Genomic DNA, 25,511 nt, shown 5'->3' on the forward strand with positions numbered 1-25,511 from the left:
CGACCGGCTCCGGTGAAGACCTCGAGCCGCCGCACCGGCTCCGTGATAGCAGTATGCACTGTGTCCATTCTAAGCCTAACGGTCGAAACCGAACCGCAGACTCGCAGATCACACCGTCATCGGGTAGGTGGCCGCTGAACAGCGCTTACAATTATGGCAGCTAGCATGCCGCCAAACCACCGCTTACAGGTTGGGCAGTCGTACAGGCGCACGCCGGATGCCTGTATTAGCACCTGTGTCCCGGCAGGAGGGCGTCACCGCGCGCTGCGGCTGCAATCAAGGGCGCGAAGATGGCGGGTGTTGTGACGGGGGAGGACCATCGGCTATCCAACCCATTGCGCGAAAGCGCGTCCGCACGAGCCTTGCTTTTGTCGAGATTCGGATACTAGTTTTCGTTTTTGAAAAATGGAGAAGTTAAGTGGCTATGGGGACGGTGAAGTGGTTCAACCCGACGAAGGGTTACGGGTTCATTCAACCTGACAACGGCGGCAAGGACGTCTTCGTCCATATCTCAGCGGTTGAGAAGGCTGGTTACACCTCCTTGGCAGAGGGAGCCAAGGTTAGCTTCGATGTCGTGAACAACCGCGGAAAAGACTCGGCTGAAAATCTACGGATGGGGTGAGGCCCTCCAAACGCGCCGTGAAGATAGGCGCCACAGGAAAAGGCCGCAGCGGCGGACCACTGCGGCCTGCCGGGTAAAATGAAGACGTGAAATATTGATTCCAGCCCCGGCAACACAAGCCTAGAGCGACAGTGCGGGGGCGCAATGTCGTTGATGTCACACTTATGGAAAACTTAAACGTCAGTCTTGCTGACTGAGGGAGGGCCCGCCGGGGCTGGCGGTAGCGAGCCCTCAACCTCTAGCACGAGGCCGCGAGGTTCTGCGGCGCATCGCAAGACGAATAATCTGCACCCGAGCGTGTCAGATTGATGTCAAACCAGTATCGAAATTCGGCAGGTCGGTTCTGTGTGAGCCAGCGAGCTTTCAATCACCGCTGATGGCCCAGACCAATTCCCAAGTAGAGCGCCTTCTGACGTAGCGAGCCCTCGGTTCGCTTGGTCATCTTGGCTATTTTCACGACAGGCGTTCGTGCCTTTGAGTGCGCCTTGAGTTCCTTGACGTCGGACGTGGTCCACTCGCGACGAACTACTTGTTTCTTCTTAGGCAAGCGGCGCTCCTTCAATCTTGAGGGCGCGGTCTAACAACATAATGCGCAGTTCGCAAGCAGCGCACTTAACCGATCCATTGCGCGAAGGCGCGCCTGCTGGTTCGGCTTACTCGGCCTCGCTGCCTGCGGAAACGTTGTAACCGACCGTAGACGGCCTGGCGACTGCGACCCAAGCGCTCGCCAAGCTCGGTTGCAGTCATGCCCTCATCGAGTAGCGCAAGTAGTTGTGCTTCTTCTTCAGGCGACCACGGGCGGATCTCTTGTCGATCGTTGGACATCGATTCATGCCAGCACAGGCGCTGCGGAGCGCCATCGTACGTCAAGATCGTAAACGATGAGTTCCAGGTTTGGCGCGCGTTGACCGCAGCAACAACGCTCGACGCCTCCCGCTAGACAGCGTGGTAACGCTAGCTGACCTTGTGCGACGACACACGCGGCGGGGTCTGTGAGGAGGGTGCCCGGTGATCCGCTTGCCAAGACCCTGTCGCTTTTGACAGGTGCGGGCCGTCCCGACGTGTGGACATGATCGCGTCTTAAAGACGAGGGCCGCGGATATGCGACGTTACTACTTCCCGATTTTACACAACGGCGAGACACAGGCGGACGATGTGGGAGAGCTATTTCGCTCCGCTGAGTTGGCGTTCCAATACGGCGCCCGTGTCGCGCGCGATATCGCCAGCGATCCAGATTGCGACCGTGATGCGGGCACAGTCGTGATCGTGGTTGACGCCTACGGTGCCGAGATCGCGCGGCATAAGGTCTAGGGCAGACGGAAGCGGTGGAGGTGAGGGCGGCAATGTTGCTTCTGTCTGACGCCCCCGTGTACACTCGGGCATGCCCTCAAGGATCGATACCTACACCTCGGTTGCAAAGGCCGTTTCGGCGTCCCTGGAATTCCTCAAGGAGGTTTGGCCTTACATTGGGGGTGCGGTGATGGCTGTTGTGGTTGCTGCTTGGCCTATCTCACACAGTGGGGCTACATACCGGTCCTTCTATTCTCCCTCGGCGCCTTCGTACTTAGCTTGTTTGGGCTAAGGCTGCTTAGAGGCATGCCACCAAAGGAAGATGCGGTTGTGGGCAATGAGTCAACAAAGCCGACGGGGAACGTTTACGTAACCTCCCATAACCAGTCGGGCGGCATCACCGCTCAGAATGTCCACGTTAATGCCGCGTCGCAGCGGGTGATGGGCGACAGTTTAAAGTCGGGCCTGCTCAACGCAGTGCCGAGAAATAAGCTGGTGGTTGTTTGGGGCGCCATGGGAAGCCACGAGTCATATGTCCTGGCCAGCGAGATATTCGCTTTTTTGAAAAGGAACGACTTCCGCCTCTTCGGCAACTCCGCCCAACAGCAGATGTTCGTTACGCCGCTACATGGAATCCGACTTCGCGACGAGGAAGGCGAGAACTTTCATGTTGAGGTCGGGCTGCCCGATGGCTCTGAGGTTCGTTAGACAGAAAGCGTTTGGCGCGGCTTTTACGACCACTTGCCCATAGCGCGTCCCGCGTTCACCAAGAATGTTCCAAAGGTGCCAATCGCAGCGAAGATCGCGATCCATCTTTCAACCGTGCCCAAGCGTATGGCGTTGCGTGTAACGACCTCTTTTCCGTCCCAATAAAGTTTGCCGGATCTCTCGTGGATTCCAAGCAATGCTGAACCCTTTACGGAGATCGCATATACATCTTCCGGCCATTCGGGCGGCCGCTCGGTTGAGAGACGATATTTGCGAACGACTTCCCAATCGACGTCGGACATTCTGGCTCCTTAGATGTTCAGCGGAGTATTCGAATCAAATCCCAGGGCTTAGTCAGGCTCGGGGTGAAGGGTTCATCCGGTGATGTAGCTCTGACACTCGCTCGAAGAGGGGGCTCAGCTCTCTAAGCGAATGTTCAGCGACCGCCAAGAGCGTCAATCCCGCGATTATCGCAGGAACGTCGCGCATTGCCTTCACGGCGTCATATGTCACGGTGCCGTTGCCGTAGTCGGTCGTCGTAAACATCTGATGATGACCGAGGGAGTTTGGGTGGCACCGCTCCGACAAGCGATTGTAATGGCTTAGTGCCCCCGGCAAAAGCTTATCCAGCTTTTCAACGTGGGTGAGCGCATTTACCGTTTTGAACGCGGGAGACTGCTTCAACCATTCTTCGTCGCGGCTGGAAAAAATCCTGTTCATCGCGAGTTCGTCAAGTCCCTCCAGATCCTCGGCGTCGAGTAGCTTGGACACGCGCCCTTCGAAATCGACAAGTAGAGCAACAGTTTCAACGAGCGCTCGTGTGCAGAGAAAGGCCGGTAGCGGCATCGCATGATTCCAGGAGAGTGCCGTCCCTTCGGCAAGCGCTACGACCCTATAGAGCACAGCCTCTGCGAAGGTCTCAATTTTCCATCCGATTTTCGATCGGGCCAGGTGACCGGCCACAGTAATCGTTGGTCGGCGCCGCTTCGAAAGCCGCACAATTTCATCATTGATCGACGTTAGCGCCTCCGCGTCGCGCGGAGCGATTTCGTCAGTTATTTGGAACTGTTGAATTGGCAGGACAGGCATCTGAAAAGGTCCATTAAAGCCTTACCGAACAGCAACCAGAGCGAGAGCGCAAGGCCAGCAACCGGTGGATTGCCACCAATCATCCTTTGACCCGCCGCGACTCAGGCACGCTCTTCCACAGCGCAATCAAGCGCTGTGTGGAGGCGAGCATGTCGCGTGTCCAAGCATATCGATCACATGAGGAGCGTAGTGCGGCCAGATGGAAGTGGATGAACGAGCCTCCCGGCATGACACCTGGACTTGCCGACGAGTTCATGCGGCGACTAGAGAGAGGCGAAACGCTGCGAAAGATCACGTCGGGCGATAAGCGATGCGGTCCCGCTTTGGTGACCCCGCAACGCTTCAAAAAGCATTGTGAGTTGGATCCTGAGTGGGCTGTTGAGGCAATGCGGCTCGCGAAGCTAAACGCAAAAGCCGCTGACGCTCTCAAGTCACCCATCCTGCGAGGAAGGATGCATTGTAATCGCGGCGACTCGCTAGAAGGGGCAAGGATCTACCGGTGAGATGGCTACCCGTACCGGTTTTGCCTTGAGTGCCGAAAGATAGTCGATGCGAAGGGAGGCATTCTTCGCCCCGAAAAGGGAGAGCAGATCAAAACGGCGCTGCAGGACCCGAATGCTACGATCAGCAGCATCACGGACAGCGGCAGCCCTGGCTATCTGCTCCGACACGTATCGTTGCAGGCATACCGGCGCGCGGATCCCGAGATAGAGCACCTCGTCACCGTAGTTGTCGCCCGGGCATCGATCACCGCCGGCCGCAGTCAGCGGCTGCGCTATCAGCGAATTAGGAACAATGTCGTTCGCGAACAGAACAACGATTTCTACAAGATCATTGCTATGTTGCCGGAAAATTTTCCGATAAAATTGATGTTGTTGCGGCGATTTTCGAGGACCTGATGACGGGCGCTTTGAAGCGCGAAGACGTCAGAACTCGGGTGAAATCCTACGTGGCCGCGCACAACAAGTTGTTTCCAACCAAGTATGCGAAGTTCGGCAACAGCCTGCTGCTGGCTTTGGATGAAGCCATTTTTGACGACGGCGGCGGCAGACGTGGTGACAACGTGACCCACGGCCTCTGGGCTGCTTAAGCTTGGTGGAGGCCGCAGGTCACCACTTGCGGCGCCTGCGGCCTTTGCCAATAACGTTCCGCACGATCGGTATGGCGATCGAGTGAAGCTCAACCGCGCCCGGTGAGCAATACCAGAACGCGGGATTTCGGCTCTACGGGTCGACGACCACGTGACAGGGAGCATACTTCTCGCCGCAAGGGCTTTTTCTCGTGACCGAAAAGCGGATGTCATCGGTGTGCTCCTCAACCTTGAGCACGGCTCGCCACGTGAGGATCTGAAGGGCGATTATTCCGGTCAAAAGCAGAGCAACTTTGTTGCGCGCTAACGTGTCCCAGAACCTGTGCATGACTTCTCCTTAAGTTCGGCCGCTGTGAGCGGCACCTGTCATGGAGAACGCCGATGCGCAATCCCCCCGGAAGGGGATGGATTTTTGAGCAAATCAGGAGCAGCATGTCCGTGGGCCTCAGAACCCGGACCAGTGCTATAGCCGCATCATGCTTGGTCAACATGTCCACTCGATTGGCGTCGAGGGGTCTCGGCTGAATGACGACCGGGATTTCCCCGGACAGAGGATGACGAACCTTCACTAGGCGCGCTGGAAGGCCATACTGATCAACAGGCTTGGCATGTGGCGTCAGTCAGCGACTACGAGTTAGACCACTCGGAGAGCGGCATTGGCGACCTCGATGGCCTGCTCGAACAGATCGGAAGGCAGGACTGGCAGCAAGGAGCGATGGCATGACCCAGCCGCCCCTAGATCTCCTCAGGGAGGCACGGAACCTCACTAGCCTGCTTGTCATTGTCCTCGCCGGTCCCGACGCGGACACAAGGTTCGCCAAATGGCGTCTTGAACGTCGGCGCCGCTGAATCTCATCAAAGGCCCGCCGGTTCACGCTGGCGGGCCTCTCTCCCAGGGCGAACTGGTGCTATAATTTGAGGATCGATTCTTCGGGCAATCGGTTGGATGGGCATGCGCATCCAGGTCTTTATGTGGGCAGGTTCGCTGACCCTCGGCGGTCTCATCGTCTCAGCTTGCGCGCATTCAACTGATTCCAACTCGCCGTCAGCTATTCGCTCTGGGGCACCATGGGCGCGAGACCTCAACGAGCCGCCCCCAAGTAGAGAACCCGCCGGTGCGACAATGCCGCAGATAAAGGCGGATCTAGATGCTGCGCGTGTGAAAGCTTCTCGCTAGCTAAAATGCCGGCGTAAGTGGCCCGCCGGTTCACACGGGCGGGCTAGTGCTTCTCTAGGCCTTCTGAGGCTTCGTCTGATCGTCCTCCCGCATCTGCCCTGTGCCGTGGCACGCCGAGCAGACAGGTTGTGGCGGTATAGGGCGCCCCATCTGAGCGGACGCATCACCAGAACGAAGCCGTCGATACAATTCGGGCACTTCATGATTGCTCTCCAATCGGCCACCATTGGCCGCGTGGATGAGAGTGAAGCAATTGGGCGGGCCAGCAACGCACCGGCCCTGGTTCACGCTGGCGGGCCCGTTGTTCTCCCGGCGAGAACAGATCGCGATAATAATAAATCTTCGTTTGTTCCCTGCGCGTGTATTTATAAGCGGAACACCTAGAAGTAAGGCCGCCTCAGTTGGCGGCCTCTTTCCTGTGTGCCGGTTTACGCCGGCAGGGGTTTTCGCGTGAACGAAAGTTCTGAATCAGTAGCGCCGATAGTATCGATGGGCATAAGGCCGACGGACGACGACTACGCCGCGGCGATAGGCGGGACGATAGACCGGGCGAGTTCGGACACATCCGTGCCGGCCGCACACCATTGCTACTGTCTCAACGTTCGCGACGTTGTTGGATTGTCCCAGCGGAGCAACTGGCATTGCCGATGCCGTTGCAATTGTGAATGCGGTCCCACCGAGAACGGACAGGGCGGCAAGAGTAAGTTTGAATTTCATCCATGCTACTCCAGCGGAGACTATCCCCGCGAACCAAGCTTAGACGTTCCTCCCTGAACCTTGGATGACCAAGCAGCCTCACGCTCTCAATGAGCGCCCCGGAACGCGCGCGAGCTACTGCGCGTCGGGGGTTAGACATTGCACATGAAGCGAACCGGCCCGGCTTGGCGGGCGGATGCGGGGACAGTGTGCGATAGTTTGATTGCGGCAGGATAGCTGGCTTGAACCGGGGCACCATAGGCGCATATTCGGCGGATGTTCGAGCAGCGACCAATTTTCATGGCTCGGAAAAATCCCGGACTTGGCTGGGGGGTGGATATTCTGTGGCCCGATGGCGAAACGGAAGTAATCAAGGGCTTTATTTCGGAAGGCGACGCGGTCAAGTGGATTGCTGAGCATGAGCACTCGAAGCCGTGGCAGGGAAATACGAATCAAAAACCACCCCTCCAGCCTTAGAGACCCGGAATCGCCAATTCTCACCAGATCCTCGAAAGGCCGCCGCCGCCTATCGCCATCAATTGTGCTTCACGCTGTCCGCGATTGCGCGTTCAACTTCTGAGGCGAGAACCGTCAGGTGATCAGCCAGCCTCGGAAACAGCTCTCGTTTCTTCGGGTCGGTCGCCAAATCACCGATGAGAGCGCACTCGGCGGCATCTGTGCGGAGCTTTTCCAACTGAACCTGCATGTCTTTCATTGCAGCTACTCCGTTCCCCGAGGGGAACTGTACTGCCAAGGTGTGAAAGCGAACAGAGCGAAACGCCGAACTTTCCTAGGCTCGGGTCGCTGGACCGACGCAGTCCAGCACCTCCAGCGGCCCCGGCCTCCCACACCTCAAAAGCCCCCACGGCCGGGGCCGTCTTTAAGTGGCTATCGATAGCTCAAGCCACCGAAAGGCGCTTTGGCCTTCCAGTCGAAGTCCGGCCGAACGTCGGCACCGCGAGATCCGCACCCTTCGCAAACGAACCGTGGTTCAATATCAGACAAGCGAACATCGTCTGGCCGGCGATCGGCGCGTAGTGCAACTTTGTGACCGCAATGGCAGTAGACCAGGACGCCACGCAGGCTCATCTCGCGCATGTCGCCAAAGGTAATCTTCATCTGCCGGCCGTCGGCGTGTGTAGGAGCGGGCGCGTTTGTTCAGGCCCCGCCTCCACGCCCTCATGGAGCTGTTCTTCCCAGACTAACTCGCCGCATTCGCATTCGAAGATCCGGAGGAAGCCGGGTGGCTTTGGGTTCCAAATGCGCTCCATAACCCGTGTCGGTCGGTCGCACTTGGGACATCGGACGGAATCTTGTCTTGATGTCATAGGCACGTCTCGCCACTACGTGGGCAGACTCTGGACGCAGCTTTATGTTCCCAAGCAAGCCCGCGGAGTACGGCAAGGCCGCGCGGCTTAGAGACGGCCCCGGCTGGATTGCCTGGGGGGTCAAGGCCGGGGCCGCTCCGCCAGCTCGAAGAAGAGAGCTAGCGAGACAGCAAGCCGGGCAGTGATGCTAGGTTCCTACCGGAGCGCCAGCAGATCCTGGCAGCCGCACGTAGGTACCGCTCTCGTGCAGCTCTAGCCAGCCCTTCTCGACTGCGCACCTGATGCCGGCGCCGAACTCTGCCCCGCTTGCGTTGAGCGTGTAGAGGAAGGGGTAGTTGATCTTCTCGATATGGATTCTGCCGTCCTGGACCGGCTCGATGCCCGAAGCCAGCTGAACGAGCTGACGCGCGGCGACTTCCGGATCGGCAAAAGGGCGTTCGGTGACGTGCTTCATCGCTGGAATCAAAACCTCAGGCGCCCATGCTTGGCCTGACTTGCCCGCGACTGTCATGCCAGTTCGGGACGATATGCACAGATCCTGCGGCGCCGCACGCTGAGCAGACCAGGCGCAAGGCCGACGCGCGACCAGGGCTGATCTTGCGGGAGTATGTCGAGCCGCACGTCCGCCCTGCGATCGCAACAGCCGTTCAGGCATTGGATGTTGCAGGTCACATGGCCGTCAGCCAGCCATTCCGCAGGGCTGCAGGGCGGATAGTGTCCAGACCATTTCGTGTGCCGAGGAGCGCGCATGCCGCCAGCAAAGCGGCATCTTAGGTATTTCGCAAATTATCGATTCCTAGTAGCTCGGAACGCGCGTCAGCTACCGCTTGTCGTAGGTGGGAAAAAGTCGCGTCGCCTGAAGCTCCGCCGATCCGCGCTCAAGTGAAAATAACGCCGCCGGGCAAACAATACCTTGTCCCGGCGGCGATGGGTTTAGTCCAGCCCCGAGAGGGATCAACAAAATCCCGGATACTGATACTACGAACGGAGGCGCGCGTAGTTTCAGTGCACCTCTCCGTGCATTGGCCCCCGGGTCACCCGCGGGCCCTTGCGGGCGCCATCGTTACGTTGGCGTGCGCAAGCCTGTGGAGCTCAGCCATTGCTGAATGTGCAGGGCGTTCTCACTCAGGCGCGCGGCTTTTAGCAAAGCTTCCCGCTTGGGGCCCGGAGGTGTTGCCTCTGCCCGGCTGCGAGCGGCGCTCGCCATTTGGGTGAGGCGTTCTGTCAGGGATGGGGTGAGCATGGGCATAAATGGCTCCGCATATCTTGGCGGGAGCACGGGGCTCTCAGTCACCGATAGAGGCCGTGATGGGCCGGATGGATCCACTAGGCGCCTATTCCACAGGATTAGATAGTCAATTCCGAGGCAAGTGGCACGCCAGGGCGAGGCGGCGCCTTGGTCCTTCTTGGGGGACAGTTCCGCGATCGCCGCTGCCCGCTGTTTCTCGAAATCTATTCGGCGGTGACTAAGTTCACTTTTGGTCAGTGTCCATGCGATTTTTAACCTAGGTTAAGATGGCAAAGGCGCCCCGCCATGCTCGCAGGCGAGGCGCCGCCTTCAGAGTTAGTCGTGTGGGTCGTTTCCCTTCGGTTCCTGCAAGAACTTTGGCATGTGTCCACGCGCTTCACGATCGCGCGGGGCGGGGCGTTCGGACGGGTCGCGGCCGAGCTTGGACTGCAGCTCGACGAGGTCGGTGAAGACGTCGGCCTGGCGGCGCAGCTCGTCGGCGATCATCGGCGGCTGGCTCGCGATCGTGGAAATCACGGTGACCCGCACGCCGCGGCGCTGAACGGCCTCGACCAGGGACCGGAAATCGCCGTCGCCCGAGAACAGCACCATCTGGTCGATGTGTCGGCGAGCTCCATCACGTTCACGGCGAGCTCGATGTCCATGTTGCCTTTGACCTTGCGGCGGCCGGAGGCGTCGATGAACTCCTTGGTCGCCTTGGTGACGACGGTGTAGCCGTTGTAGTCGAGCCAGTCGATCAGCGGCCGGATCGAGGAGTACTGCTGATCCTCGATGATCGCGGTGTAGTAGAACGCCCTAAGCAGCGTCCCGCGGCTCTGAAACTCCTTCAGCAGGCGCTTGTAATCGATGTCGAAGCCCAGAGTTTTCGCCGTCGCGTAGAGATTGGCTCCGTCGATAAAGAGCGCGATCTTGTCGGTCGGGATTGGTGACATTCAGTCCACGCTTTCCGTAAAACAGCGCACATTACTGGAATCATTGCGGGACGGCGACACGGATTAGAACCGCATTGAGCAACAAGGCGTGCCGCCGACGGCAGGAGTCTGATCGGCCGCACGGGGCGGCATCAGCACGACATCGACGAGCTCACTCGTGGAGCGTATCTGGCGGAGGAGAGCAGGGTGCCCGGCGAGTCCGGCGCGCTGCTGGAAATAGCCGAGAACTACGATCGCGCGGCTGCGAGATATAACCGTGGGCAGGACCGTAGATTGCTCTTCGATGTAGGCGGAAAAGGCGTGCGACTTCAGCAAGGTTTGACAGACACCCCTTCCGCCAAAACACCAGCAAAATCAGCTACTTAGACTTGTAGATTGGCTCCAGCGCACAATCGAACGTACAATCAGCGCGCGCTATCGCGAGCCCGACATTGAGTCAATCTGCCGCACGTTGGCGGCCCAGACTGACGATCCGGTAGAGCGCGCGGCGCTGCTGGAGATCGCCGGCAACTACAGGAAAGCCCCGCCATGTTGAGGCGGCGCGAAGGGCCGCCAGGTGAGGCAACAGGGGTCCTCTGAAGGGCCGAGAACCTACGGCGAATTGACTATCTATTCTTGCGGAACCGGCGCCTAGTAATTCCATCACCGGCCCATCACGGCATATATCGGTGACTGAGAGCCACGTGCTCCCGCCAAATACGCGGAGCCATCTATGGTCAAGCTCATCCCTTCTCTCACTGAACGCCTAACTCAAATGGCGAGCGCCGCTCGAACCCGGGCCGAAGCAACGCCTCCGGGGCCAAAGCGGGAAGCTCTTTTGAAGGCCGCGCAGCTCAGTGAGAACGCGCTGCATATTCAGCAATGGCTGAGCTCCACGAGCTTGCGAAAGCCAACGTAACGATGGGTTCGCAAAGGCCCGCCAGCGTGAACCGGCGCATACGGCCGCCAACTAAGGCAACGTACTTCTACGTGTTCCGCTTATAAATACACGCGCAAGGAACAAACGAAGATTTATTATTAGCGCAATCTGTTCTCGCCCGGAGAACAACGGGCCCGCCGTGAACCGGCGGGCCTGGAGGCTCAGGCTTCGCCCTTCGTCGGGGCAGCCATTGCGGCCAGATCCATCGCGACGGAAACTGAAATCACCGGATCGACATGGCGTAGGTGCGGCTGCCTGACGTCCTCAAAGACATAGATCATGCAAGCTTTGAGGCACAATTCGGCAAGGTCGCGGACCTTGACGTTCGCCAAGGCAAGTTGTGCGGCCTTGAAGGCGTCGCGCGCCTTCTGATGCGCATCGAAGACCGCATCATAGTTGATCTCGTCCATGTGCTTATCGTAGCGCCGGCAATACTTCTTGTGAGCGCGGTGGGCGCCCGGCTGCGGATTGGCTTTTTGCCATTCGCCGCAAGCCTTCCATACCCTTTGGAAGTCCGCAGCCGTCAGCTTCAAGGCCTCGTTCGCTTCATCGAGCTTGTAATAGGCCTCGCGCATTGCGTCGCCGCATTGGGAGCCATCGAAGGCAAGCTTTGGCACGCTGGCTGGAAGCGGCGAGGCCAGCGCTTCTAGAGGCATGCTGGCTACGGAGGCTGCTGCTGCGCCGACGAATACGTTCATGATTGATCGCCCGCATGGGGCGAGATCAGCACGACACCGACGAACTCCCGGCAATGGAGCGACTGTGCCGCGACCTGGTGGAGGAGAGCAGGGTGCCAGGCGAGGCCGGCGCGCTGCTTAAGATGGCCGAAAAGTTCGGTCGTGAGGTTGCGAGACTAACCGTGGATAGGACCGTAGATTGTTCTCGGCGCAGGTGGAAAAGACGAGCGATTCAGCGAGGTTGACCGGGCCCCATTCCGCCACCTCCTAGTCCAATAGTGCCCTAATCCGTCTTTCTGTGTCGAAGAAGCGCTTGATCTAAAACGGTTGGGTTCGTTGCTTGGGCTTGGTGGCAGCGCGGGCTCCAGCAGCGTGCCCACGTGGTCTGGTGCCGCTCTCGGCGCCGGAGCGGGCGGCCTCTCCATTCCCATGTTCGCAAGCGGCACCAGTTCGGCCCCGAGTGGACTCGCCATGGTGGGCGAGAAAGGTCCCGAGCTGGTCAACCTTCCGCGCGGCGCGCAGGTTTTCAAGCCGGTCAAGCGCGGAGAATGCTGGAGGATCAGAGCGGCCCTGCTGTGGTCATGCAGGACGGTGTGCTGGGAGTAGCTGCCGAACTTGTGGACTGGCCGCTCCGCCGCTACGATTTGCGGCATGGGACAGACCAAAAAGCTGATCGATTGCCACGACTGTGACCACCCGGTTTCACCGAGTGCGTCGGCCTGTCCAAATTGCGGCTCGAAGGTGCCGTTCGGTCCTCCCGTTCTTCACCGCAAAAGGCCCCCGGTCTATAACATCGAGGCGCGCAACGACCGCAACATGGTCGTCTTTGCCGTGACGCTGGGAGGCTTAGGCGCAGCTTACGGATTTGCGACAAGCGCAGGGCCGCTTAGCGCTGCGCTGCTGGTCACATCGTACGGCATGCTGGGTGTGTTGGTAGGCGTCCCGCTTGCGGCGTTGTTCAACGTCACGCGCCGGCTGTGGCGGTAGCGACCTCCGGAATCTGGGAAGTCTACGTACCAGCCCAGCGTCGCTCCCGGCGCTCTCATCCGCAATGAGCATGGGCCCTAGTAAGGAAGCGGTGCCATTTCCAAACCCGAGTGACAATCCGGGCCACCCCGAATTCCGGTAGTCTTACGGAATCCTTTTTCGGAACACGGTGTTCTACTGTGAGAACACCGGCGAGATTTAAGTACCAGTTTCTAATTTGCCCGGGATGGCCGCAGTGGGGGCTGGAACCACCCTGCGGCCTTTCGCTTTAGCGAAACCCATTTCTAAGTTGAGCCGTACCGTCTCGGAGGCGAAGTCGGCGGAGAATTCGTGAGCATTCAAATCATTATAGCCGCCATGTTGGAGCGCGAGCTAGCGGCGCGCGGCGTGCAATCGTTGGGACCTTCCGATTGCATGGAGATCGTCGAGAACCTGCTTGAGCGCTTGAAAGATCTGGATCGGGAGTTAGCTGCGCGAGGCGCAACGCGGCGGTAGGCTGATGGACAGACGGCCCCGGGGTCGGAAGGGCCGGGGACTGGTTAGACCGAGGCCGCTACGCGGGAGCTTTGGCATTCTCTTGTTCACGATGCAGGTCCGCAGGAGTCGCAATCGATCGCGGATCGACATTTGCGATTGCGGTCTGGCAGGCGAGCAATCCGGTCATCGGGACGCGTCGCGCCGTGAGCACGATGAGTTTTAGATCGTCTTCCGGTGTCCAATGGTCAGTGCGTATTTGTCCGCTCCAGGCTCAAGATGCTGAGGCCAGTCAATTGCCGTGCAGAACAAGCCGCGTCGCTCGATTTCCCGTGCAAGAGCTTCCGCGCGCAGCCTCGCTGGCAATCCGACAAAACGCGCGCCGGCTAGCCTATCTGCTTGAACCTCTTGGCGAATGAACTCGTGCATCCGCAGAATGAAGTGGTCAGAGAGGCCTTCGAATTCGCTCATGCCAGCCAATCGCGTCAGTCAAAGATATAGGCAACCAGAAAGGTGGATGGCTGCCAAGCGATGAACCCAATCGCCTCCAGCGAAACAGCTGTGGCCAGGAGGGCTACAGCGCTGAAGGTGAGGGGAATGACGAGATCAAAAAAGTTGTGGGGCTCGTCTGCATCTGCAGTTTGAAATGCGGTTCTATTGGACATTCGAATATTCCTCTATTCGAGGTCATATCGAGTTCGACGCTCTCAGCCAAACGTTCGCTGGGGTTAACCTGACCGCTAAACCTTAACAGCGGGTCCAGTCCCTATGTGTCGCGGCACAAAACCGATCGACGGCCTTGATCAGTGCGTCCTTCAATCCACCACTCTGCTGCGGCTAACCTCAACAAGCGCAGGGATCAAAGCCGGCTGGCTGCAAGCTCGAAATACTGTGAACACGACGCCGCCGCCAAAGCCAAGGCGCTCACGCAACCCCGTTCGGCTTGTGGTGGTCTGCTCCCGACAGTGATTTGTCAGTTGCGGTGGAAATCGAGCGAGAGCGCGATTGTAGTGAAGCCTCGTCTCTGCATTCTATGGTCAGTGCCGCGAGGTCGTGCACCGCACGTAGAAGGAGTGAGGTCCGTTCGAAAAAAGTCGAAGATCAATACAGTTGACAAGAGACCCCTTCCGCCGGTCTATCCGACCGGGTTCTATCCGTCGGGTTTACCCGGACAGGTGATCGGTGAATCAGACATCCAATCCAGCTGCACTCGACAAGCTGAAGCTCCGCATTCAGGCGTTGCGTTCCAAGACCATCGCCAATGGCTGCACCGAGGACGAGGCGCTGTCTGCGGCCGCCAAGGTCGCCGAACTGCTGGATCGCCACGATTTGTCGCTGTCCGACGTCGAACTGCGGGCGTCGCCGTGCGAGCGGAAGGTCTACGAGACTTTTCGCAAGAAGCGAATTCCCCTGGACGACTGCATCGGGGCGATCGCTCGTTTCTGCGATTGTCGGGTCTGGCGCGAGAAGAACACGGCCGGCGAGAGCAGCTATGTGTTCTTCGGCCTCGGCGCGGACATCGAGGTCGCGCATTATCTGGCCGAATTGATCGACGGCGCCGTCCGCGCCGAGCTCGGCCGCTTCAAGACCTCGGTCGACTACAGCAGGTTCCGGCACCAGGAGCGGCATCTGGCCAATGCCTCCTTCGCGCTCGGGATGGTGGGGTCCATCGCGGACAGGCTGGTGGCGATCAAGGCCAGTCGCGATCAGATCAACGAAAGCACCGGCCGCGGGCTGGTGGTTCTCAAGACGTCGGTGGTCGATGCGGAGTTCGACAAGCTCGACCTGAAGATGCGGACCCAGCGCAGCAGCAGCCGGATGGTGTCGATGACGGCCTATGAAGCCGGCGGCGCCGCCGGCGCGTCGCTGGCCATCAATCCCGGGCTTGCAGGGTCGCAGTCAAGGACCGCTCCCAAAGGGAGCTGAGCGCGTCGGGGGAGGGCGTGCAGCGTCACCGTCATTGCAGTTCAGTCGATCGACTTCTCGAGCTTCTGGGCTGCCCGGAAGTCGTCCATGTGCTGCAGGTTGGGCCCATACGCAGCCTCCTTGGTCAGCAGGTGGTAGATCCGGGCCACGACGGTTTGCAGATGTTTCATTCGTCCGCGCGGCATCGCCCGGGCCTTGCAAAGGGCTCGGACCGCGTGCGCTCGGAAATAATCAAAAGCGTCTGACATCGCGGACTCAACGTCCCGCGAAACGATTGGTTCTTGGATTGGTCCTCGTTCGCGCGCCCCAAAGCGCCTCCAGGAACGCTGTCGAATGGGAGAACTTAGCTCGTCACGAAGCTATGGGATGGGCGAGGTATGTTCTTCTTTTTCTCGAACCGGCTGGGATGTCTCGGCTCGCTGCTGGTCTCCGGGTTGATCACTCTCGCGCTGCTTGTTCTGTTCGGGATCGTTCGGTTCTAACCGCCCGCGGGTTCAGGAACCTGGCCCTCGCTGACCCGTTGTTGGCACTCTCGTCCAGCCATGGAGGGCGCCCTTGGAAAGTACGATCATCGGAGAATTCGACACGCGCCGCGGCGCCGAGCTTGCGGTTGAGCATGTCGTGCAGGAATGCGGCGTGCCGCGAAGCGACGTCTTCGTCCAGCCCGTCGGTGGCGCGAACACGTCGGGGACACGCCCGGCCGGTCCTGACGCCAAGGCCGCGCCTGCGCCGGAGGGACACCAGAAGCTGGAAGGCCGGATCGAGGTCTCCGTGGATTTTCACGGCGATGCGCCTGAGAAGATCGCGGACGCCTTGAAAGGCGCAGGTGCGAAGACTGTCCGAACCAAGTAGCGGCAATGGGCGACTGTGGCGCCGGAATCCGCGCACGCTGAACGGCCACTCTGGTTCTGAGTCGGGGAACCCCTTGCGCGGTCAGTGCGTTTCAACGCGAACGCAGATTGCGAGGTCTCCCTGCTTCAGAGCTCATCGACCCTGATCCCCGGCGACACCGTCTGGCGGCGGTGCGAGGCGCGGCGTGTGGCGGTTCTGAACGATGCTGCCGCTTATTTCGCGGCCCTGCGGCAGACCCTGCTGCAGGCGCAGGACCTCGTCTATATCGTCGGGTGGGATATCCATAGTGAGACCAGGCTGGTCGGCGAGTCCGGGCGAGCGGATGATGGCTTGCCGGAGCAACTCGGCCCATTCTTGCGCGCGCTGGTCCACCGCCGTCCCACCTTGCACATCAACATTCTCGTCTGGGACTTCGTCTCGTTCTACGCCTCCGAGAGGGAATGGAATTCCGCGGCCAAATTTACCGCCGACACAGATGGCCGCGTCCGGTTTCACCTGGATGCCACGCTTCCCTTTGGGTCGGCCCAACACCAGAAGATCGTCTGTGTCGATGGTTCACTGGCGTTCGTCGGCGGGCTCGATCTGACGATCAGGCGTTGGGACACCAGTGATCATCGCGCCGATCACGCATCGCGCTGTGATCCCCAGGGCAAGCCATACCTGCCGTTTCATGACGTTCAATGCGTGGTCGATGGGGATGCGGCGGCGCAGTTGTTCGACCTCGTGGAGCAACGCTGGCGCGCGGCGGGCCAACAGATTGATGATCGGCGCCCGCTGAAAAGCTTGCGCTGGCCGGCGATTGTGCCGGTCGAGGCTGAACATATTCCGGTGGGTATCGCCAGGACCGAGGTGGTTTGTCCGGCAGGTTCGACGCTCCGGGAGGTCGAACGCTCGCTGATTGCAGCGATGCGGTCCGCGACGAAATTCGTGTACATCGAGAACCAGTTCACCAGCGCCACCAAGATCGCGCGCGAATTGGCGGAGCAGATGCTGCGCGTGCCTTCGCTTCGGGTTCTGATCGTCACCCCAAAACTGCACTCCTCATGGCTGGAATCCCAAGCGATGCAGAACGGCCGGGGCGCTTTCATCGATTGCTTCAGTTCGGCCGGCGTCGCCGATCGCATCCGCTTCGTCTACCCGGTCTCGGGGAACGGGGATACGGAAGCGGCCGTGATGGTGCACAGCAAGCTCATGATCGTCGACGATCGGATCTTGAGGATCGGTTCGGCCAATTTGAACAATCGATCGATGGGTGCCGATAGCGAATGTGACCTGATTTTCGAAGCCGCATCAGACGAGCATCGGGAGTTCATCGCCTCGGTCCGCCGTCGCCTAATCGCCCATTTCTGCGGTCTCGATGAACAGACCGTCGCGCAAAACGAAGATCGTCTTTTTGCGCTCCTGGACGACGTCGCAAGCGGGACGAAGGCGCTGCGGGACGTGGAATCCTCGGTCCTGACAAGCGCTCTGGCCACGATGGTTCAGCCGGTGGCGGACCCTGAGGCGCCTCTTCATCTGGAGCGGGCGGCATCGCGCATGTGGAGCACGAAGACAATCATCGGGATCGTCTCGATAGCCGTGGCGCTTTTCGGCCTCGCGATGGCCTGGTCGTACACCTCCTTGAGCGATTTCGCCGACGCGGGCCGAATGTCGACATTCCTGTCTGCCTACGCGCACTCCATCTGGGGGCCGCCATTCGCGATTGCAGCTTTCGTCGTCGGCGGGTTGGTGGTGTTTCCGGTTCTCGTGCTCATTGCGGCAACTGCTGCCGCACTCGGACCATGGCTGGGCTTCGTCACCGCCATGACGGGCGTCTCGCTCAGCGCCTTTGTCCTGTTTGCGATCGGGCGGGCACTCGGCCGCGAACGTCTCCAGCATTTGCTGGGGCGACGTACCGCGCGCATCCAGGAACGCGTTGTCGGCAAGGGCATTCTGGCTGTCGTCGTCATCCGGATGATCCCGATCGCGCCGTTCTCAGTGGTGAATGTCGTGGCTGGCGCGAGCACGCTGCCTCTGCGTGACTTCCTGGTCGGAACGCTGCTAGGCATGACGCCCGGCATTCTCGCCATGGCAGTTTTGGGGGCTCAGATCGCTGATCTCGCCAGGAACGCGTCCTGGGTCAACATGTTGCTGCTCGCACTGGCGTTCCTGGGCTGGCTCGCGATCTGCGCCGGCGCGCAATTCGTCGCGACGTGGCTCGCCGGGAGGCGCTGATGCGCTTCATGACGTGGAATGTGCATGGCACCTTCAATCTCAATCCGAAGTTCGATCTGGAAGGGATCTGTTCCATCATTCGCAAATGGGCTCCCGATGTCGTCGCGCTTCAGGAGGTGGATTCGCGATCGCGATCGGACGATCCGTTTGCGAAGCTGGCGAGCGTTGTCGGCGATCACGGTGTTCACGCCAAGTCGATCGTCACGGCCGATGGCGACTACGGCCAGACGCTCCTGAGCCGCTTTCCATTCTCCGGCCCGCCCGAGATCGTCGATGTGTCGTATCGTGAGCGGGAGCCGCGCCGAGCGATCGCCGCGGGACTGCTGACACCGGTTGGCGATGTTCGCGTGGTGGCCACGCATCTCGGCCTGAGCATCCACGAGCGCCACGCGCAGGCTCAGGCGCTGGTGAGCCTGGTGAAACCTGGAAGGACCGTCGTCCTCGGGGATTTCAACGACTGGTTCTGGATCAAATCGGTGCGGCGCGTGCTCGCGCAGGTCTGCCCAAACCGTACGCGGCTGCGAACTTTCCCGTCGCATTTGCCCCTGCTGCGGCTTGACCGGATCTATGCGACGTCCGACAGCCCGATCGGGAAGGTTTGGACCGACGAAGGCGCGAGGGCCTATTCAGACCATTTGCCTGTTATTGCAGACATCGAGATCCCTGCGGGATCAAACGCATCGAAAGTGCGATAAAAAAAGTGCTGTCTGCAGAAGGACTTGGCTACTGTGCATGGGGTTGTTTTCGCACAACATGCAGTCGGCCCGCAGTGCCGCTCAGCGGGACCACGAGGAACTCTTTCCTCACCTCAGCATTATCTGGCCATGACGGAAGACATTTCCTACCGGCGCAAGCCCTTGACTCCCGAGCAGCGGCAGGCGCGCGATGCGACACGCCGTGTCGAAGCCGAAAAAGCCATGCGCGATCATGAAGCTGCGCAGAAGGCGTTTTATGCCAACAAGGAACGGCTAAGGGCCGAACGGTTGGCACGTGAACAGACGGAGGCGAAGGGCTGACCGTACGCGGTCGCCCCGTCAAGGATGTCCTTGCCCGCGAGCGCCGGTCTCAGTGCCGGTGAGGGATGCGGGTCACGCTCAACGCCTGCTTCAGCGCCTGAACGGCACTTGCGAAAGGTCTGCGAGGCGATTGCGCCTCGATCGCTTCGGCTGCGACGCGACAATCGTCAGCGACCTTGAGCAACCCGCCTCGCGCGAGGTCCATGGTGGAGAGAGCTGCCTGCTCCAGGCAGACCCGTTCAAGCCGTCGAAACTCCCGCAGTTCTTTGCTCATGCGTCAGCTCTCGATGTCCCCGGCGCCATGCCGGCGCTGAGTCTGCTTAATGAACAGTAAACATCTCTGCCTAGCCGGGTTGGCTGGCGTAGAGCTGGTGGGTGCCTTGGGCACGCCCAGCGGGCTTGACGGCGTTTGGCTTCCGCCGGAAGCTTCCAACGACCCTGAATTGAACCACGGAGACGTTCGCTTCCAGCCAGTCCGATCCCGATCAGCGCAAACGACAATGGAGCTGACCATGACCACGTTCGACAAGCGCGAGCAGGGCTTTGAGGCCAAATTCGTCCACGACGAGGAGCTCATGTTCAAGGCCACGGCCCGGTCCAACAAGCTGCTCGGGCTCTGGGCCGCAACCCAGCTCGGCCTCAGCGGCGATGCCGCGGCCGGCTACGCGACCGCGTTGGTGACGGACCATCTGGAGAGCCAGTCGATGGATGAGATCCTCGACAAGGTGGCAGGCGATCTTGCCGCCAAAGGCGTCGCACGCGAACAGGTCGCAGCCAGGCTTCAGGAATGCTTGCACCATGCGTTGTTGCAACTCGAAGCGGACAAGTGAAAGCAAGCCGGCCCTCGACGGCTGGGATCGGGAGGCGGGCGGTGACTTGCGGAATATCTTGCGGAGTATCTTGCAGCAGCCTCGGCAAATGGGCCGGCGCGATCGCACTCGCTGCTGCGATCCTGGTCGGCTGCAGCGGCGCTGAGGTATCGGCCACGCCGCTGACGCCATTTCGCTACGAGGCGCAGGCGCAGCGTCATTGCCCGCACGACCGGGTTGTCTGGCTCGATTTCAGCAAAGGTGTCTATTACGGCAAAGGCCAGAAGCGGTACGGCCAGGGTTTTGACGGCAGCTTCGTCTGCCTGAGCGAAGCCCGTGACAGTCTTTATCGGCGTTCGCTGCTTGGACTGCGGTAAGCGTATTGTTCGGGAAGTGCTGGGTGCTCAGGCGAAGGCCAATGCCACGAGGCTGGAGCACAGCAGGACCAGACCACCGGCGGTCAATGCCAGGAAGCCATCGGATACGAGGTCATGGTTGCGCATGGGACACCTGCCGCTCTCGTCTGCGATGCTCGATCGGATCGATTAAAAATGTCCGAACGCGCCGTCTTGAAAGGGTGATGCTTGCCGTCCGCGCGAGTGCCTCAGGCCCTCGTGCGGTAACCTTCAAACGCATGGGCCAGGAAGATCCCCGCGCTTACCAAACCCATCAGTGCCGAAACCGTCTCGATCATCGTCTCATTCCATTCCGCCCTGCACGCGAGAAAACGCGGGCGGCCTTGCACAGTCAAAAGAATTCCAGTGAGCGGCGCGACAATGGGGGTGGAGTGAGGATTTGGCGCAACAGAATGTCCAGGCGTGGCACAGAGCAGGGCACCGGCGCCCCGTAGTTCAACGGGGCGAGCGCATACCCCCTGTTTACCATCCCGGCGTGAACGCCGTGCGCTCCCCATTTCCGCCGTGTTCGGGTTGCGTTATCGTTACCACTTCCGACGCGGTGGTGGGCCGCCTCGGAGCAAAGGACCGGACAGCGCTACCCGTAGCCAAAGCGGGTTAGGTACGCCTCCGGCAAAGTGGTATTTGGGGCGAATGGGGATCCGACGGTCAGATTCGGTTTTGCGGGCCGCGCGCGCTGCTGCGATGGCCGCGACCTGCCTTGCGCTCGCCAATTGCGCCTCCTCCAACAAATTCGCCAGCCGGGTCGATCCGAAATACGGCGTGTCCTCGAGCCCCCGGGTCGTGGCTTTGGGCGATCCGGTCCCGAAGGGCGGCGGCGCCTATCGCGTCGGCAAGCCCTATGTGGTGGGTGGCCGGACCTATGTGCCCGAAGAGGACGTCAACTACCGCGCCGAGGGCATGGCGTCCTGGTACGGCGACGATTTCCACGGCCGCCTGACCGCCAATGGCGAGGTGTTCGACATGGGCTCGCTGACCGCGGCGCATCCGACCCTGCCGATGCCGTCCTATGCGCGGGTCACCAACGTCTCGAACGGCAAGTCGCTGATCGTCCGCGTCAATGACCGCGGGCCCTATCACGGCAACCGGCTCATCGACGTCTCGAACAAGGCCGCCGAACTGCTTGAATTCAAAGGCAATGGGATCGCCAAGGTCCGTGTCGAGTATGTCGGCCGGGCGCCGCTGGAAGGCTCCGACGACCGCCAGCTGATGGCCACCTTGCGCACCGGGACCCCGGCGCCGTCACCGTCGATGGTCCGGGTCGCCTCGGCGAGACCCTTCGTGCCGGAGCTGCCATCGTCGAACCGCGGCGCCATGCGCGGCGAAGTTCCGACGCCGGAGGGACGGCCCTACAATCTCGGCAACACCTCCGCCGACATGGCTTCACTCAGTGCGACCTCGGAAATGTCGGCCTCGAGCCGCAACCGGGGCCGGGCGCTCCAGAACGCGCGCGCCGTGTCCTATGACGGGGACGGCCGCTATGCGACCGAGAGCACTCCGTCCGGCGCCTACGCTTCGGATGGCGCTGCCGAGGCCCGCGGCATCCTGAGCGGCCGCGGCCTCTACTGAGCCGCGCTTTCCTTCAGGAAACTCATCAACGCCGCATTCACCTCGTCGGGCCGCTCCTGCTGGACCCAATGGCCGGCGCCCTCGATGATCAGCTTTCGCTTCAGATTGGGCAGCACGCGCTCGAGTTCGTTGACGCGCTTGGCTCCGATCAGGCCGGTGATGACGGCGTCTTTCGAACCGGCAATGAAGAGCGACGGCTGATGGATTTGCGCGTCCTGCCAGGGCGCCGTCAGCTCCCAATTGCGATCGAGGTTGCGATACCAGTTCAGCCCGCCGCGGAAGCCGGACTTGCGGAAGGTTTCGGTGAAATAGGCAAGGTCAGTCTCGGTGAGCCAGGCCGGCACAGGCTCCTCCGGGTTGCCGTGGCCGAGGAATCCCTTGCCCTCCAGCACGAACATGGCTGCGGAGGGATCGGCAAGGCCGCGCCCGCCGAGCACGATGCGCATGGTGCGCGCGACGTCGCGCTCGAACTCGGCTTCGGCAACGCCGGGCGCCTGGAAATACTGCCAATAGAAATTGGTGATGCCGCCCTGGCGCAGGAGATCGAGCGGCTTGCCGCGGCCGCGGAACGGCGGCGGCACGCTCAGCCCGGCGACCGCCGTGAAGATGTCGGGCCGGAACAGCGCCGCGTGCCAAGCCACCGGTGCACCCCAGTCGTGGCCGACCACCATGGCCTTGGTCTCGCCAAGCGCCTGCACGAGGCCGACGATATCGCCGACCGTGTCGAAGATCGAATAGGCCGTCGCCTCGGGCGGCGCTGAGCTCTGGCCATAGCCGCGCATGTCGGGGGCGACGACGCGAAACCCGGCCTGCGCCAGCGCCGGGATCTGGTGGCGCCAGGAGTAGGAGAGTTCCGGCCAGCCGTGGCACAGCACCACCAGCGGCCCCTGACCGGCTTCACGGATGAACAGGTCGATCCCGTTGGCCTTGATCACGCGGGTGGATGACATCGCTTTTCCGCCTTGTTTCAGGGGTTTGGTCAGAAAATCTGAGGTGCCACGATAGGGGCGGGACGAGAATCGTGCAATCTCGGGACAAGCGGCCACCCCGTGTTGTTTGCACCGGCTCCAACTGTTAGAACGCCGCTCTCAGGGCTTGGCCATGGAATTTCATCTTTCCTCGTTTAGGCGCACCCGGTTTACCGCCGGAGCGCTGGCGCGCGGGCTGATCGCGACGGCTCTGGTGGCGGCCATTGGCTGGAGCGGGGCGCTCTACGCCGCCAACCAGAGCGTCCAGGGCGCCAAGAAAACAGATGATTCCGGCTTCGACGGCGACGCCCCGACCGCGATCCTGATCGAGGCCTCCAGCGGCAGTGTGCTGTTCGAGAAGAACGCCGACGAGCTCCGCGCGCCCTCGAGCATGATGAAGCTGATGACCGCCGAGGTCGTCTTCAACACCATCAAGAAGGGCGACATCAAGCTGACCGACGAATACCGGATCAGCGAGAACGCCTGGCGCAAGGGCGGCGCACCCTCCGGCGGCTCGACCATGTTCGCCGCCATCAACAGCAAGGTCACGGTCGACGATCTCCTGCACGGGGCGATCATCCAGAGCGGCAACGACGCCTGCATTGCGCTGGCCGAGGCCATGGCGGGCAGCGAGCGGATTTTCGCCGCCGACTTCATGACCAAGCGAGCTCGCGAGCTTGGCCTCACGAAATCGACCTTCGGCAATTCCAACGGCCTGCCGGACCCCGCCAACAAGATGACGGTGCGCGAGCTCGGCATTCTCGCCCGGCACATCATTCTCGACTTCCCCGAATTCTACAAACTGTTCGGCGAGAAGGAATACACCTGGAACAAGATCCGCCAGCCCAACCGCAATCCGCTGCTCAATTCGATGGAAGGCGCCGACGGTCTGAAGACCGGCTACACCAAGGAAGGCGGCTACGGCATGGTCGGCTCGGCGGTGCAGAACGGCACGCGGCTGATCGTCGTCATTAACGGGCTGGAAGACCCCGACGATCGCGCGACCGAAGCCAAGAAGATGCTTGAATGGGGTTTTCGCAATTTCGAGACCCGCACCCTGATCGCGGCCGATCAGCCGGTCGGCTACGCCAAGGTGTTCGGCGGCGAGAGCCGCTCGGTCAAACTGGTCGCCAAGACGCCCGTGAAGGTGATGGTGCACAAGAACGGCAGCGACAAGCTGATCGCGCGCGTCGTCTATAACGGCCCGGTGCGCGCGCCGGTCGAGGCCGGGCAGAAGGTCGGGCTGGTCAGGGTCTGGCGCAGCGGCAACATCGCAGTGGAGACGCCGGTCTATGCCGCTGACGCGATCGGCACCGGCTCGACCGTGCGCCGCGCGATCGACGGCGCCAGCGAGCTGGTGATCGGCATGTTCCGTGCGGGCGCCGAGAAGCTCTGATCATGAGTGAAAGCGCGGTAAAGTGGCCGTCCGGACGCGGGCGTTTCGTCACCTTTGAAGGCGGCGAGGGGACGGGCAAGTCGACCCAGATCAAGAAGCTCGCCGACCGTCTCAAGGCCGCCAGGATGCGTATCCTCGTCACGCGCGAGCCGGGCGGCTCGCCGGGCGCCGAGATCATGCGCCATCTGGTGCTGTCAGGCATGGGCAAGCTGCTCGGACCCGAAGCCGAGACGCTGCTGTTCGCGGCCGCCCGCGACGATCATGTCCACACCGTGATTCAGCCAGCGCTCAACCAGGGCACGTGGGTGCTGTGCGACCGCTTCGCCGACTCGACGCGGGCCTATCAGGGCAGCCTCGGCCGCGTGCCGGCCGCGCTGATCAACGCGATGGAGCGGGTCACGATCGGCGATCTCAAGCCGGACCTCACCATCATCCTCGACCTGCCGGTCGAGATCGGCCTGCAGCGCGCGGCCGCGCGCCGCGGCAGCGGCACGCCGGACAGGTTCGAGGCCGAGAAGCTCGGTTTCCATCAGGGCCTGCGCGAAGCCTATCGCAAGATCGCGGCGGACGATCCCGCGCGCTGCGTGCTGATCGACGCCAATTCCGATCCCGACACGGTTGCCGGACGCATCTGGATCGCGATGCGTGATCGCCTGCTCCCGACGCCGGCAACGGTGGTGTCCATATGAGCCCGCGTCAGACCGAGCGCGAAACTGCCATGTCTCATCCGCGCGAGACGAGCGTTCTGTTCGGCCATCGCGAGGCCGAGACCGCGCTGCTCGCCGCCTATCGCAGCGGGCGCATCCCGCACGCCTGGCTGATCGGCGGGCCGCAAGGCATCGGCAAGGCGACGCTGGCGTATCGGATGGCGCGCTTCGTGCTCGCTCACGGCCAGCCGCTGGCGCCTTCCGTGCAGCGCGCCGAAGACCTCGCCATCAATCCCGATCACGCCGTGGCACGGCAGGTTGCTGCGAGTTCGCACGGTGGCCTGCTGACGCTGGAGCGCACCGCCAACGACCGCGGCGTAATGCGCACCGTGATCACCGTGGACGAAACGCGCGAGACGATCGGTTTCTTCGGCTCGACCGCGACAGCCGAAGGCTGGCG

Annotated in this window: 30 protein-coding genes and 2 pseudogenes; 18 read left to right on the top strand and 14 right to left on the bottom strand. The window is 61.2% G+C overall.

The window, feature by feature from the left end; translation table 11 throughout:
* Positions 1 to 418: 418 nt before the first annotated feature.
* The gene (locus IVB32_RS28910) at positions 419 to 622 is read left to right on the top strand and encodes a cold-shock protein (RefSeq protein ID WP_085348421.1); all 204 of its coding nucleotides are present in this window, start codon (positions 419 to 421) and stop codon (positions 620 to 622) included.
* Between the two features lie 367 nt (positions 623 to 989).
* Here the strand turns inward: IVB32_RS28910 and IVB32_RS28915 are convergent, their stop codons facing one another.
* Positions 990 to 1,169: a hypothetical protein gene (locus IVB32_RS28915; protein ID WP_247412147.1), complete on the bottom strand. Its 180-nt coding sequence runs from the start codon at positions 1,167 to 1,169 to the stop codon at positions 990 to 992.
* 554 nt (positions 1,170 to 1,723) lie between these two features.
* Here IVB32_RS28915 and IVB32_RS28920 point away from each other — a divergent pair.
* On the top strand, positions 1,724 to 1,933 hold the full coding sequence (locus IVB32_RS28920) for a hypothetical protein (protein WP_247412148.1): 210 nt from the start codon (positions 1,724 to 1,726) through the stop codon (positions 1,931 to 1,933).
* A gap of 189 nt (positions 1,934 to 2,122) precedes the next feature.
* Positions 2,123 to 2,620, top strand: coding sequence for a hypothetical protein (locus IVB32_RS28925; RefSeq protein ID WP_247412149.1), 498 nt, complete (start codon positions 2,123 to 2,125; stop codon positions 2,618 to 2,620).
* A gap of 23 nt (positions 2,621 to 2,643) precedes the next feature.
* Here the strand turns inward: IVB32_RS28925 and IVB32_RS28930 are convergent, their stop codons facing one another.
* Positions 2,644 to 2,922, bottom strand: coding sequence for a hypothetical protein (locus IVB32_RS28930; RefSeq protein WP_247375886.1), 279 nt, complete (start codon positions 2,920 to 2,922; stop codon positions 2,644 to 2,646).
* A 52-nt stretch (positions 2,923 to 2,974) separates the two neighbouring features.
* Positions 2,975 to 3,709 carry a hypothetical protein gene (locus IVB32_RS28935; RefSeq protein WP_247375888.1) on the bottom strand — a complete coding sequence of 245 codons (735 nt, stop codon included), beginning with the start codon at positions 3,707 to 3,709 and terminating at the stop codon, positions 2,975 to 2,977.
* 898 nt (positions 3,710 to 4,607) lie between these two features.
* Here IVB32_RS28935 and IVB32_RS28940 point away from each other — a divergent pair.
* Complete coding sequence (locus tag IVB32_RS28940) at positions 4,608 to 4,799, top strand: hypothetical protein (protein WP_247375890.1); 192 nt, start codon at positions 4,608 to 4,610, stop codon at positions 4,797 to 4,799.
* 133 nt (positions 4,800 to 4,932) lie between these two features.
* On the opposite strand, the gene IVB32_RS28945 is transcribed toward IVB32_RS28940, so the two are convergent.
* Positions 4,933 to 5,127, bottom strand: coding sequence for a hypothetical protein (locus IVB32_RS28945; RefSeq protein WP_247375892.1), 195 nt, complete (start codon positions 5,125 to 5,127; stop codon positions 4,933 to 4,935).
* Positions 5,128 to 6,948: 1,821 nt separating this feature from the next.
* On the opposite strand from IVB32_RS28945, the gene IVB32_RS28950 reads away from it, so the two are divergent.
* Entirely contained in the window at positions 6,949 to 7,149 is a 201-nt protein-coding gene (locus IVB32_RS28950; protein WP_247375895.1) for a hypothetical protein, read from the top strand.
* A gap of 58 nt (positions 7,150 to 7,207) precedes the next feature.
* On the opposite strand, the gene IVB32_RS28955 is transcribed toward IVB32_RS28950, so the two are convergent.
* From IVB32_RS28955 to IVB32_RS28975, 5 genes and pseudogenes are all read right to left on the bottom strand, one after another.
* Positions 7,208 to 7,387 (bottom strand): hypothetical protein, encoded by a 180-nt coding sequence (locus IVB32_RS28955; RefSeq protein ID WP_247375897.1) that lies wholly within the window; start codon positions 7,385 to 7,387, stop codon positions 7,208 to 7,210.
* Positions 7,388 to 7,560: 173 nt separating this feature from the next.
* Positions 7,561 to 7,791: a hypothetical protein gene (locus IVB32_RS28960; RefSeq protein ID WP_247375898.1), complete on the bottom strand. Its 231-nt coding sequence runs from the start codon at positions 7,789 to 7,791 to the stop codon at positions 7,561 to 7,563.
* 396 nt (positions 7,792 to 8,187) lie between these two features.
* The gene (locus tag IVB32_RS28965; RefSeq protein WP_247375900.1) at positions 8,188 to 8,454 is read right to left on the bottom strand and encodes a hypothetical protein; all 267 of its coding nucleotides are present in this window, start codon (positions 8,452 to 8,454) and stop codon (positions 8,188 to 8,190) included.
* A 1,110-nt stretch (positions 8,455 to 9,564) separates the two neighbouring features.
* Positions 9,565 to 10,181: pseudogene (locus tag IVB32_RS28970) on the bottom strand (NYN domain-containing protein).
* A 1,080-nt stretch (positions 10,182 to 11,261) separates the two neighbouring features.
* Positions 11,262 to 11,798 carry a hypothetical protein gene (locus IVB32_RS28975; RefSeq protein ID WP_085358631.1) on the bottom strand — a complete coding sequence of 179 codons (537 nt, stop codon included), beginning with the start codon at positions 11,796 to 11,798 and terminating at the stop codon, positions 11,262 to 11,264.
* 630 nt (positions 11,799 to 12,428) lie between these two features.
* Here IVB32_RS28975 and IVB32_RS28980 point away from each other — a divergent pair.
* Together IVB32_RS28980 and IVB32_RS28985 are read left to right on the top strand one after the other, a co-directional pair.
* Positions 12,429 to 12,764 carry a hypothetical protein gene (locus tag IVB32_RS28980; RefSeq protein ID WP_018457874.1) on the top strand — a complete coding sequence of 112 codons (336 nt, stop codon included), beginning with the start codon at positions 12,429 to 12,431 and terminating at the stop codon, positions 12,762 to 12,764.
* A gap of 330 nt (positions 12,765 to 13,094) precedes the next feature.
* Positions 13,095 to 13,259 carry a hypothetical protein gene (locus IVB32_RS28985; RefSeq protein WP_198957648.1) on the top strand — a complete coding sequence of 55 codons (165 nt, stop codon included), beginning with the start codon at positions 13,095 to 13,097 and terminating at the stop codon, positions 13,257 to 13,259.
* Between the two features lie 201 nt (positions 13,260 to 13,460).
* Here IVB32_RS28985 and IVB32_RS28990 read toward each other — a convergent pair whose 3' ends face one another.
* Together IVB32_RS28990 and IVB32_RS28995 are read right to left on the bottom strand one after the other, a co-directional pair.
* Positions 13,461 to 13,709 (bottom strand): hypothetical protein, encoded by a 249-nt coding sequence (locus IVB32_RS28990; protein WP_018457872.1) that lies wholly within the window; start codon positions 13,707 to 13,709, stop codon positions 13,461 to 13,463.
* A 14-nt stretch (positions 13,710 to 13,723) separates the two neighbouring features.
* Positions 13,724 to 13,903 carry a hypothetical protein gene (locus IVB32_RS28995; protein WP_085385231.1) on the bottom strand — a complete coding sequence of 60 codons (180 nt, stop codon included), beginning with the start codon at positions 13,901 to 13,903 and terminating at the stop codon, positions 13,724 to 13,726.
* A gap of 517 nt (positions 13,904 to 14,420) precedes the next feature.
* Here IVB32_RS28995 and IVB32_RS29000 point away from each other — a divergent pair.
* Positions 14,421 to 15,164, top strand: coding sequence for a DUF2786 domain-containing protein (locus tag IVB32_RS29000; protein ID WP_018457870.1), 744 nt, complete (start codon positions 14,421 to 14,423; stop codon positions 15,162 to 15,164).
* A gap of 41 nt (positions 15,165 to 15,205) precedes the next feature.
* On the opposite strand, the gene IVB32_RS43145 is transcribed toward IVB32_RS29000, so the two are convergent.
* A complete protein-coding gene (locus IVB32_RS43145; protein ID WP_007591053.1) occupies positions 15,206 to 15,412 on the bottom strand; it encodes a hypothetical protein in 207 nt (68 codons plus the stop codon).
* Between the two features lie 307 nt (positions 15,413 to 15,719).
* Between IVB32_RS43145 and IVB32_RS29005 the strand changes: the two genes are divergently transcribed.
* The 4 genes from IVB32_RS29005 (at position 15,720) to IVB32_RS29020 (ending at position 19,246) form a co-directional block, all read left to right on the top strand.
* A complete protein-coding gene (locus IVB32_RS29005) occupies positions 15,720 to 16,016 on the top strand; it encodes a hypothetical protein (RefSeq protein ID WP_018457868.1) in 297 nt (98 codons plus the stop codon).
* A 186-nt stretch (positions 16,017 to 16,202) separates the two neighbouring features.
* On the top strand, positions 16,203 to 18,230 hold the full coding sequence (locus IVB32_RS29010) for a VTT domain-containing protein (protein ID WP_247296737.1): 2,028 nt from the start codon (positions 16,203 to 16,205) through the stop codon (positions 18,228 to 18,230).
* Complete coding sequence (locus tag IVB32_RS29015) at positions 18,230 to 18,925, top strand: endonuclease/exonuclease/phosphatase family protein (RefSeq protein ID WP_039800285.1); 696 nt, start codon at positions 18,230 to 18,232, stop codon at positions 18,923 to 18,925. The genes IVB32_RS29010 and IVB32_RS29015 overlap by 1 nt, the downstream gene beginning before the upstream one ends.
* Positions 18,926 to 19,054: 129 nt before the next feature.
* Positions 19,055 to 19,246, top strand: a complete 192-nt coding sequence (locus IVB32_RS29020) for a hypothetical protein (RefSeq protein ID WP_018457865.1) — start codon at positions 19,055 to 19,057, stop codon at positions 19,244 to 19,246.
* Positions 19,247 to 19,295: 49 nt separating this feature from the next.
* Here the strand turns inward: IVB32_RS29020 and IVB32_RS29025 are convergent, their stop codons facing one another.
* Positions 19,296 to 19,520, bottom strand: coding sequence for a hypothetical protein (locus tag IVB32_RS29025; RefSeq protein WP_247296740.1), 225 nt, complete (start codon positions 19,518 to 19,520; stop codon positions 19,296 to 19,298).
* Between the two features lie 238 nt (positions 19,521 to 19,758).
* Between IVB32_RS29025 and IVB32_RS29030 the strand changes: the two genes are divergently transcribed.
* The 3 genes from IVB32_RS29030 to IVB32_RS29040 all read left to right on the top strand — a co-directional run bounded on the left by IVB32_RS29030 (position 19,759) and on the right by IVB32_RS29040 (position 22,040).
* Positions 19,759 to 20,076 carry a DUF1476 domain-containing protein gene (locus IVB32_RS29030; RefSeq protein ID WP_026233455.1) on the top strand — a complete coding sequence of 106 codons (318 nt, stop codon included), beginning with the start codon at positions 19,759 to 19,761 and terminating at the stop codon, positions 20,074 to 20,076.
* 41 nt (positions 20,077 to 20,117) lie between these two features.
* On the top strand, positions 20,118 to 20,432 hold the full coding sequence (locus IVB32_RS29035) for a hypothetical protein (RefSeq protein ID WP_018457862.1): 315 nt from the start codon (positions 20,118 to 20,120) through the stop codon (positions 20,430 to 20,432).
* A gap of 672 nt (positions 20,433 to 21,104) precedes the next feature.
* Complete coding sequence (locus IVB32_RS29040; RefSeq protein WP_247296742.1) at positions 21,105 to 22,040, top strand: septal ring lytic transglycosylase RlpA family protein; 936 nt, start codon at positions 21,105 to 21,107, stop codon at positions 22,038 to 22,040.
* On the opposite strand, the gene IVB32_RS29045 is transcribed toward IVB32_RS29040, so the two are convergent.
* Positions 22,034 to 22,990 carry an alpha/beta hydrolase gene (locus tag IVB32_RS29045; protein WP_247296743.1) on the bottom strand — a complete coding sequence of 319 codons (957 nt, stop codon included), beginning with the start codon at positions 22,988 to 22,990 and terminating at the stop codon, positions 22,034 to 22,036. The two genes, IVB32_RS29040 and IVB32_RS29045, sit on opposite strands and share 7 nt — an antisense overlap.
* 151 nt (positions 22,991 to 23,141) lie before the next feature.
* Here IVB32_RS29045 and IVB32_RS29050 point away from each other — a divergent pair, with 151 nt between their 5' ends.
* From IVB32_RS29050 to IVB32_RS29060, 3 genes and pseudogenes are all read left to right on the top strand, one after another.
* Positions 23,142 to 24,404, top strand: coding sequence for a D-alanyl-D-alanine carboxypeptidase family protein (locus IVB32_RS29050; RefSeq protein WP_247412157.1), 1,263 nt, complete (start codon positions 23,142 to 23,144; stop codon positions 24,402 to 24,404).
* A 2-nt stretch (positions 24,405 to 24,406) separates the two neighbouring features.
* Positions 24,407 to 25,093 carry a dTMP kinase gene (tmk, locus tag IVB32_RS29055; RefSeq protein ID WP_018457857.1) on the top strand — a complete coding sequence of 229 codons (687 nt, stop codon included), beginning with the start codon at positions 24,407 to 24,409 and terminating at the stop codon, positions 25,091 to 25,093.
* Positions 25,090 to 25,511: pseudogene (locus IVB32_RS29060) on the top strand (DNA polymerase III subunit delta'); the annotation flags it as partial. The gene tmk and the pseudogene IVB32_RS29060, both read left to right, overlap by 4 nt.

It is taken from the genome of Bradyrhizobium sp. 23, from assembly GCF_023073295.1.
GTDB lineage: Bacteria > Pseudomonadota > Alphaproteobacteria > Rhizobiales > Xanthobacteraceae > Bradyrhizobium > Bradyrhizobium canariense_D.